Source organism: Arenimonas sp. (assembly GCF_022842045.1).
In the GTDB taxonomy this organism is placed as follows: Bacteria; Pseudomonadota; Gammaproteobacteria; order Xanthomonadales; family Xanthomonadaceae; genus Arenimonas.
Window position 1 is genome coordinate 1 of sequence record NZ_JALHQI010000096.1, and the last position, 8,771, is coordinate 8,771.

Below are 8,771 nucleotides of genomic sequence, written 5' to 3' on the forward strand. Positions count from 1 at the left end.
GCTCTTCCGATCTCCGGTTCGCCCGGCCGCCGCCGCGCCCGAGCCCTACTCCGCCCAGCTCGGCCCCGATGCGCCACCGGCGCCGCCGCCGGTGCTGGCCAGCGAAGTGGTGGACGAGCTGCGCGCCGTGATGGGCAACGAATACCTGAGCCTGGTGCGCCTGTTCCTGGAAGACGCGCCCAAGCACGTGCAGGCGCTGGAGGCCGCCGCCACCGCCGCCGACATGAGCAAGATGGTCGCGCCGGCGCACACGCTGAAGTCGGCCGCGGCGAACCTGGGCGCCATGGCCCTGTCGGCCGCCGCCAAGCGCATCGAACTCGGCGCCCGCCAGGGCGTGCTGCCCCGCCCCGCCGTGGCCGTGGCCGTGCTCGAATCCGAGTTCCGCCGCGCCAGCGCCGCCCTCAATGCCCTCCTGAGATAAAAAAAGCCCGGCCAATGGCCGGGCTTTTTCGTCATGCGATGACGCGGTGGATCAGTAGCCGCTGACGTCCAGGCGGCCGTTGGTCAGCACCTTGCCCTGCAGCGACGGCGTCGGCACCGCCGAGCCCAGGATGGCCGCCTTGATCTGCGCGGCGGTCGAGCCCGGGTTGCGGTAGGCGTACAGCGCCGCCGCGCCCGCAACGTGCGGGGTGGCCATCGAGGTGCCGTTGTAGCTGGCGTAGCCCGAGGCGACCGTGGCGTTCTTGCCCTTGCCGCCCGAGACCGGCACGGTGGAAATGATGCCCGAGCCCGGCGCACCGATGTCCACCGTGGTGGCGCCGTACTGCGAGTAGCTGGCCAGGCCGCCGGCCGAGGTGGTGGCCGCCACGGCGATCACGTTCGGGCTGGTGTAGCCGCTCGGGTAGGCCGCGGTGGCGTCGTTGTTGGCGCCCGAGTTGCCGGCCGCGGCGATGAACAGGATGTTGGCCGCATTGGCGCGGTCGATCGCGTCCTTCAGCGCCTGCGAGTAGCCACCGCCGCCCCAGGAGTTGTTGGTGGCGACGATGTTCAGGCCATGGCGGATCTTGAGGTCGGTGAAGTAGTCCACGGCCTTGATGGCGTTGGCGGTGGTGCCGCCGCGGCTGCCGAGGAACTTCGCGCCCATCAGGCGCACCGACCAGCACACGCCGGCCACGCCCTTGCCGTTGCCGCCGACGCCGCCGATGGTGCCGGCCACGTGGGTGCCGTGGTCGTCGGCGGTGCCGTCGAACACGGTGTTGTTGTTGCCGTCGAAGTCCCAGCCGTAGACGTCATCGACCAGGCCGTTGCCGTCGTCGTCGATGCCGTTGCCGGCGATCTCGCCCGGGTTCTTGAACGCGTTCGCGGCGAGGTCCTCGTGCGTGTACATGTAGCCCTCGTCGATGATGCCGACCACCACGTCGCCACAGGTGGCGCCCGCCGGCTGCGCCCAGGCCTCGGCGGCCTGGCTGCCGAACTGGTTGGCCGGCGAGCTGGCGTCGCCGTACATGCCCCAGAGGCTGCCGTTGGTGAACTGGGTGTCGTTCGAGGTGGCGCTGTGGCTGACGATCCAGTTCGGCTCGGCGTATTCGATGTCGCCGTCGGCCTCGAGCGCGGCGATGGCGTCGGCCAGGTTGCGGTGCCCCTTCACCGACAACAGGGCGACGTCGCCACCCACGCCACGGCCGCTGCGGCCGGGCGAGAGGTTGTCGCGGAAGGCGCCGTTGGCGCGGCCCATGGCGCGCTGCTGGGCGACCGCATCGGTGCCGTCGCGGAACTTGACGATCAGCTCGCCGGCGACGTGCGGGCGGCCCTGGTCGAGGTGGGCGCGGACGAGGTCGGAGCGACCGCCGGCGACGGCGGTGGAGGCCAGGCCCAGCGCGGCCAGGGTGGCGGCGGCCAGGGCGGTGGTGCGGAGAATCGACTTCATATTGCGAGAGCTCCCCAAAAGAAAGCCCGCACCGGAATAGGTGCGGGCGCCTTGGACGCTATCGCTGTGCAACGTGGCTGTCATGTTGCGGCGCACAACACACTCTCGACCTTGCTCAACCAATGTAGGAGGGCCTTCAGGCCCGAAGCCCTTCGCCCAGGAGCTTCGGGCCTGAAGGCCCTCCTACAGCCCTCCCCGGGGCGGTTCAGCTGCCGATCTTGGTCTGCAGGTAGTTCTGCTCGCCCAGGCGCTCGATCAGGGCCAGCTGGGTTTCCAGCCAGTCGATGTGCTCTTCCTCGGACTCCAGGATGTCGGCCAGCAGCTTGCGCGACACGTAGTCGTTGGCGGCCTCGCAGTCGATGATGCCGGCCTTGAGGTCGGGCACCGCCTGCATCTCGAGCTTGAGGTCGCACTCCAGCGCTTCCTTCGGCGACTGGCCGATGAAGAGCTTGCCCAGGTTCTGCAGGTTCGGCAGGCCGTCGAGGAAAAGGATGCGCTCGATCAGCTTGTCGGCGTGCTTCATCTCGTCGATCGATTCCTTGTACTCGTGCTCGCCGAGCTCCTTCAGGCCCCAGTTGTTGAACATGCGGGCATGCAGGAAGTACTGGTTGATCGCGATCAGTTCGTTGTACAGCGCCTTGTTGAGGTGCGCGATGACCTTGGCGTCGCCCTTCATGGCGGGCCTCCTTTTCCGTGGACAGGCCGGCACCATAACTCCATCGGAAACACGGTGCGGAAACAGGAATCGCTCCCGTTCTCACCCAACGTTTTCGTATGGATTCTGTAGCAGGGACTTCAGTCCCGAAGCCTTACGCCGCAACCGCAAACACCGGCAACGGCAGCGCCTTGGCCGCCCGGGCGTCATCCAGAATCTCGCGGGCAAACTCACCGCAAGTGCCGCACCCGCTGCCCAGGCCCGTGCGCATCGTCAACTCGGCCATCGACCCGCAGCCGGCATCGGCCGCGTTGCGGATGTCCTGGTCGGTGACGCCGTGGCAGATGCAGACGTACATGGGGAATCCATGCAGGAATGGGAACGGTTCGCATTCTCCACGCAAATGCGAACCATTGTCAACAGCATCCCCGATCCCCGAACCCAATCCCTGTAGGAGGGACTTCAGTCCCGAACACCCTACCGCCGCCCCCGCCCCCCCGCCGCCTGAACCGGCTGGATCAAGGCATTCAGCAACTCCCCCGCCTCCGGCACCGCATCCTGCCCCGCCACGGCCCGCGCATGCGGCGCCAGATGCTGCAGCGCCCGCACGTAAACCTCGCGCTTGAAGCTGACCACGTGCTCGGCCGGGTACCAGAAGTCCACCCAGCGCCAGCTGTCGAACTCGGGCTTGTCGGTCAGGTCCAGGCGCACGTCGGCCTCCTGGCCGGTCAGGCGCAGCAGGAACCAGACCTGTTTCTGCCCGATGCACACGGGCCGGTTGCCCCGGCGCACGCAGCGGCGGGGCAGGCGGTAGCGAAGCCAGCCGGGCGTGGAGCCGAGCACTTCCACGTGCTCAGGCAGCAGGCCGGTTTCCTCGCGCAGCTCGCGGAACATGGCCTCGCGCGGCGTCTCGTCGGTGTTCATGCCGCCCTGCGGGAACTGCCAACCGTCCCGGTTGACCCGCCTGGCCCAGAACAGCCGCCCGTCGCCGTGCATGAGCACGATGCCCACATTGGGGCGGTAACCGTCCGGATCGACCACGAAACGGACTCCAAAAACTTCACTGCGGCCAGCCTGCCACACCCCCGAGCGCCCCCACAAGCCGGGACGCATTGCATTGACAGGAGCGGCCAAACGGCCCAGAATTCGCGGCCCTGTCTGCAACGGACAGCGCGCAGTACCCGATGGCTATGTAGCTCAGCCGGTTAGAGCACAGCACTCATAATGCTGGGGTCGGTGGTTCGAGTCCACCCATAGCCACCATCCAGAGGCCCGCGTATTCGCGGGTTTTTTTGTGCATGTTGGACGGCTGCGAGACCTCCGAATTACCCGGCCCGGGCCCAACTACTGAGGCAACTTTGCGGCAGCACGCAGGAATTCGCGCGTCTCGGCGTCAGTCGATGTGATGAAGCACCCCTTCATTCCCCGCGTCATCAGCGTCCGGTAGGTGTTCCGAATGATCTTGTCTACACGGGACAACGTTGTCGGATCTTGTTTGGCGGATTTCTTCCAGCCACGGATCGAACGGTCCATCTTGGACCTGCCAGTTGGTACGGAAACGAGCCGCCCATCGCGTGCCACGAGGTCGGGGCCAAGGATGACGCCGATATAGTCCACCTCCAGCCCCTGGCAGGTATGGATGCAACCCACCTGCGCCACGGATTCCGGCGCCATGATCCACAGGCTGCCGTCACTGCCGAGGTTCCACTGGCGCCGATAGCCCTGCTCCGGAATCTCGATATCCCAGGCATCCGGTCGCTTCTTGCTGTTCCAGTCCCAGCAGTATCCGGCCACCACCCGCGCCCTGTTCGCTGCCTGGTTCAACTCCGTGATCCGGTCATGCAACTCGGTTGCAGTCTCGAACACCCGGAAATCCAATGCCCCCGGGTCGAAGGTGTCATTGGCTGTCTCCCGGATACCGAGCATCTGGTCCAGCCATGCCAAATACCCATCCGAACCCGCGCATCGAAACTGGGACGGCAGCTCAAGTCGGGTCAGGTCGGCGCCAAGCTGTTCGGCCCAGCGCACGATCTCGTTGCTCTGGCCGATGTCCGCCAAGGTCACCCGCTGGGCGTCGTCGACGAAGAAGATGCTGCACCGGGCGGCCTGCATGATCTCCTTGACCTGATGCTCGCCCAGGTTGCCGTAGAGGCCTGACTTCGCGTTCAACCGGTGCGCCTCGTCCACCACCAGCACATCGAACGCGTCCGGCTCGGCGTCGACGAACGCGCCAGACCCTCCGAACAATGCCTGGACCTCATTGCGGCGTCGCTTGCCCCGAAGCTTCTCGGCGTAAACCGTTCGCGGCGCGGCATTCTTGGACACGTAGCGGGTTGTCTTTCGCCTTCGGGTTAGCTCGGCCAGCAAGTTGACGGCGACAACCGACTTGCCGGTGCCGGGGCCACCTTCGATCAGCAGGACCTGCTTGCTGCCAGATTCCGCTCTGTCGGCCAGGGACAGTGCGGTCTCATAGGCCACCTTTTGTTCATCGACCAGGACGAATTCCGGCTGGTCCGCGAGCATGCCGGCCACGGCATCCGCCAGCTGCCGTGACGGGCGGATGCGGCCATTCTCGATCTGGTAAAGCAGCGAGGCCTTGTCGCCCCGGTGGATATGGCGCCGGATGAAATCCCGAAGACGCTCCTGCTCAGGTTCGCCCCGAAGGAACAGCGGCGCCTTCTCCAAATACTCGTTGTAGCGGGCGTCATCAATGACGCCGTCGCGCCGATAATTGTGCAGGTAGGCGCAAGGGCGAAGACGAATATCGCCATCGTAGATGGCCTCATTGAATCCTTCGAGCAAGGCGGCGTAAGACCAGGCCTGGTAGCAAGGATGAGGCCCTTCCCTTTCGTGGGGACCCCCGCGCTGCGCGATCACGATGCCGTCCTTGTCACTGACCCGCGCGTTCGACCACTGCTTGAGTTCGACGATCACCAGGTGCGGGTTGTCATCCTTGTCATGCCCGGTCAGGAGCATGTCGATACGCTTGGCGCTCTGGGGGATCTGGTACTCGACGCCAACGCCCATGTCATCGGGAAGACCGGGCGCCCGCAGAACCTTGGCCATCTCACTGAGGGATTCCTTCCAAGAGCGCTGCTCAGACTGACCGGCATAGCGGCCTGTGCTGGTCAAATATGCACTGGCGATCCTTTCCTCAATGAAACCGTCCGCATCCTTCAAGAACCCGGCCCGGGTTCCGCTGTAGATGATCATCTGGCGTTGTCTCCCGTTTTCCCGCCGCGTGCGCGCCAGCCCAGACTAATCGAACACCAGGGGCCGGCTCACCCGCGGCACGGGGAGACTATTTCTCCCGGACACGCCGCTGGCCAGCCTAAAAAGCCGGCCACCGGATCCCGGCTATTCGACCCGCCCAGGCTGTGTCCGTTCATCCCGCCGGTGCTAGCCTCCGGTCATGACGCTTGGACCCTCCTCCGCCTTCTGCCGACGGCTCCTGGCCTTGGCCCTGCTGCTGTCCCTCGCCGCCTGCCAGCGCGACCCCACCGTAGACACCACCGCTGCCCCGGTGCCGGAGGTGGAACCTGTGGCGGAAGAAAACGGCGCCGTCAGCGTCGCGCCCATCCCGCCCGCGGCCCCGGCGCCGAAGCCCGCCGTCGAACCCAGCAAGCCGCGCGCGGCGCCGATGGATTGGTCGCCCGTGCCGCTGGCCTCGGGCGAGGCCAGGATCAGCTGCGACCTGGACTATGACGAGCACGGCGACGGCGAGCCGCTGCCGTCCTTGGACCGCGAGGCACTGGAGTCCGCGCTGGCCGGCTGCGTCGAGCGCGGCGTGCTGCGCCTGCGCTACCGCGGCCGCATCGCCACCGACTTCGCCGCCCTGGTCGAGCGGACCACGCGCGTGGCCAACGCGCTTGGCATCCGCAAGCGCGTGCTCGACCTCGACTCCGCCGGCGGCATGGTGGAGGATGCCATCCGGGCCGGTGATTTCATCGCGGAGTCCCGCTGGACGATCTGGGTGCGCGAGGAATCGATCTGCCACAGCGCCTGCGTGTTCCTGCTCAGCGCCGGCGACGTGCGCCGGATTGCCGGCCACGTCGGCATCCACCGGCTGATCCGCATGAGTTCCACCGCCACCACCCGCGCTGAACTCAACGCCGAGCTGCGCGTGGTGCATGGCCGCGTTCGCGACTACCTTGAGCGCAATGGTTCCAGCGTGGACGTGGCCGACCTGATGATGGCGGTGCCCAACCGCAGCCTGCGCATGCTGTCGGCCGACGAGCTGCTGCGCTTCGGCCTCGATGGCGTGAACCCGGCACAGGACGACCTGGACCGACTGCGCCTGCAGCGGGAATGTGGCCAGGATTTCGTTGCGCGCCGCGACGCGTTCGCCCGCGCCTTCGACCGCAAATGCCGCGAGCACGAGAGCGAGCTGGACCAGCTCAACGCCTGCGGCCTGGCCCTGCGCCGGGACTTCGGTTTTCCCGATGCCGACTGCCCGGCCGAGAGCCCGCTGTCGGAATTCGACCTGGCCCAGGCCGAGCCGGAACCGGCGGAAGCGCCCGCCGAAGCGACCGAAGCGCCCCAGGGCGGCACCTATGTCGACGGCCACGGCGCCTCGATGACACCTTCGACCCCGCAACCGCCTGCTGGCTAGCGCGCCTGGCGTTCCGGCCCGCGTCTCAGCCCGCCAGGCCTTCCACTCGCCAGGCCAGCGACGTGCCCGCGCGCAGCGGCACCAGCGCGGTGCTGCCCTCGCCCAGTTCGGCGGGAATGTCCCAGGGCTCGCGCACCAGGGTAATCGTGTCGCTATTGCGCGGCAGGCGGTAGAAATCCGGCCCGTGGAAGCTGGCGAACGCTTCCAGCTTTTCCAGCGCATCCTGCTGCTCGAACACCTCGGCATACAGCTCGATCGCGCCATGCGCGCTGTACATGCCCGCGCAACCGCAGGCCGATTCCTTGGCGCCACGGGTGTGCGGGGCGCTGTCGGTGCCGAGGAAGAACTTCGGACTGCCGCCAGTGGCCGCGGCGACCAGGGCCACGCGATGCTCTTCGCGTTTGAGCACGGGCAGGCAGTAATGGTGCGGCCGGATGCCGCCCTGGAAAATCGCGTTGCGATTCATCAGCAGGTGGTGCGGCGTGATGGTGGCCGCGACGTTGGCCGGCGCCGCGGCCACGAACTCGGCGGCCTGCTTGGTGGTGATGTGTTCGAGCACGATGCGCAGCTTCGGGTAGCGCTGCACCAGCGGCTTGAGCAGGGTTTCGATGAACACGGCCTCGCGGTCGAACACGTCCACGTGGGCGTCGGTGACTTCGCCGTGCACCAGCAGCGGCAGGTCGTGCTGCTCCATGGCGGCGAGCGCGGCGTGGCAGTTGTCGATGTGCTTCACGCCGGAGTCGGAATTGGTGGTGGCGCCCGCGGGGTACCACTTCACCGCGTGCACGAAGCCGCTGGCCTTGGCGGCGGCGATGTCGGCGGGGGTGGTGCGCTCGGTGAGGTAGAGCGTCATCAGCGGCTCGAAGGCCAGGCCCGTGGGCAGCGCCGCCAGGATGCGGTCGCGGTAGGCGCCGGCCAGGGTGGCGTTCACCACCGGCGGTACCAGGTTGGGCATCACGATGGCGCGGGCGAAGCGGCGGGCGGTGTCGGGCAGCACGCGGGCCAGCATGTCGCCGTCGCGCAGGTGCAGGTGCCAGTCGTCGGGGCGGGTGATCGTGAGGCGGGTGGCGGTCATGGCGGTCGGTGGGGTGCGGGGACGCGGTATTGTCGCGCATCCGGCGCGGGCCTGCGGCCCTCTCCCCAACCCCTCTCCCGTGGGCGGGAGAGGGGCTTTTTCCGAAGTAAAACGCGGGGAACCCACCCACCGGGGGCTCCCCGCTGCCAAACCGCCCCGGTCTGGCGTTGAACCGTCAGTTCGCGGCGAGGTGCTTCACCGGCTCCGGCATCGCCGAGCTGTGGTGCAGGGCGATCTTCCAGTCGCCGTCCACCTTCTCGTAGACGTAGGTGTAGCGGGCCTGCACCTGGCGGCTCTTGCCGGCTTCGGTGAGGGTGAAGGTGTAGATGCCCGCGTCGATCGCGGTGTCCTCGTCCACCTTCTGGATGTTGCGGCTGTTGATGACGCCCTTGGGCTGCAGGGTCAGGAACTTCACGAAGTAGTCCTGCACCTCGTCGCGGCCTTCGCGCATCCAGTTCGAGACGGTGGGCTGCAGCACGCCGTTCTCGGCGTAGAGCTGGGCCACGTTGGCGGGCTTGCCGGTGGCCAGGGCGGCGTTCCAGCGGTCGAACAGGGCGGCGAT

General features: G+C 67.3%; 8 protein-coding genes, 1 tRNA gene and 1 pseudogene. 3 read left to right on the forward strand and 7 right to left on the reverse strand.

From position 1 onward, the window contains the following. On the forward strand, window positions 1–421 hold a 421-nt coding region (locus Q0C12_RS13970), incomplete at its 5' end, for an Hpt domain-containing protein (protein ID WP_290891232.1). A gap of 51 nt (window positions 422–472) precedes the next feature. Here Q0C12_RS13970 and Q0C12_RS13975 read toward each other — a convergent pair. From Q0C12_RS13975 to Q0C12_RS13990, 4 genes and pseudogenes are all read right to left on the reverse strand, one after another. Beyond that, window positions 473–1,867 (reverse strand): S8 family peptidase, encoded by a 1,395-nt coding sequence (locus Q0C12_RS13975; protein ID WP_290891234.1) that lies wholly within the window; start codon window positions 1,865–1,867, stop codon window positions 473–475. 205 nt (window positions 1,868–2,072) lie between these two features. After that, window positions 2,073–2,543 carry a bacterioferritin gene (gene bfr, locus Q0C12_RS13980; RefSeq protein WP_290891236.1) on the reverse strand — a complete coding sequence of 157 codons (471 nt, stop codon included), beginning with the start codon at window positions 2,541–2,543 and terminating at the stop codon, window positions 2,073–2,075. Window positions 2,544–2,676: 133 nt separating this feature from the next. Further along, the gene (locus tag Q0C12_RS13985) at window positions 2,677–2,880 is read right to left on the reverse strand and encodes a bacterioferritin-associated ferredoxin (RefSeq protein ID WP_290891238.1); all 204 of its coding nucleotides are present in this window, start codon (window positions 2,878–2,880) and stop codon (window positions 2,677–2,679) included. Between the two features lie 191 nt (window positions 2,881–3,071). Then, a pseudogene (locus Q0C12_RS13990) lies at window positions 3,072–3,563 on the reverse strand (RNA pyrophosphohydrolase); the annotation flags it as partial. A gap of 145 nt (window positions 3,564–3,708) precedes the next feature. On the opposite strand from Q0C12_RS13990, the gene Q0C12_RS13995 reads away from it, so the two are divergent. After that, window positions 3,709–3,785 (forward strand) — tRNA-Met (locus Q0C12_RS13995). Between the two features lie 81 nt (window positions 3,786–3,866). Here the strand turns inward: Q0C12_RS13995 and Q0C12_RS14000 are convergent. Further along, window positions 3,867–5,735: a DNA/RNA helicase domain-containing protein gene (locus Q0C12_RS14000; protein WP_290891240.1), complete on the reverse strand. Its 1,869-nt coding sequence runs from the start codon at window positions 5,733–5,735 to the stop codon at window positions 3,867–3,869. A gap of 199 nt (window positions 5,736–5,934) precedes the next feature. Between Q0C12_RS14000 and Q0C12_RS14005 the strand changes: the two genes are divergently transcribed. Next, entirely contained in the window at window positions 5,935–7,134 is a 1,200-nt protein-coding gene (locus Q0C12_RS14005) for a hypothetical protein (RefSeq protein ID WP_290891241.1), read from the forward strand. Window positions 7,135–7,159: 25 nt separating this feature from the next. Here Q0C12_RS14005 and pyrC read toward each other — a convergent pair whose 3' ends face one another. After that, entirely contained in the window at window positions 7,160–8,209 is a 1,050-nt protein-coding gene (gene pyrC, locus Q0C12_RS14010) for a dihydroorotase (RefSeq protein WP_290891243.1), read from the reverse strand. A 175-nt stretch (window positions 8,210–8,384) separates the two neighbouring features. Continuing rightward, window positions 8,385–8,771: SgcJ/EcaC family oxidoreductase (locus Q0C12_RS14015; protein WP_290891245.1), on the reverse strand; the 387-nt coding region annotated here is incomplete at its 5' end.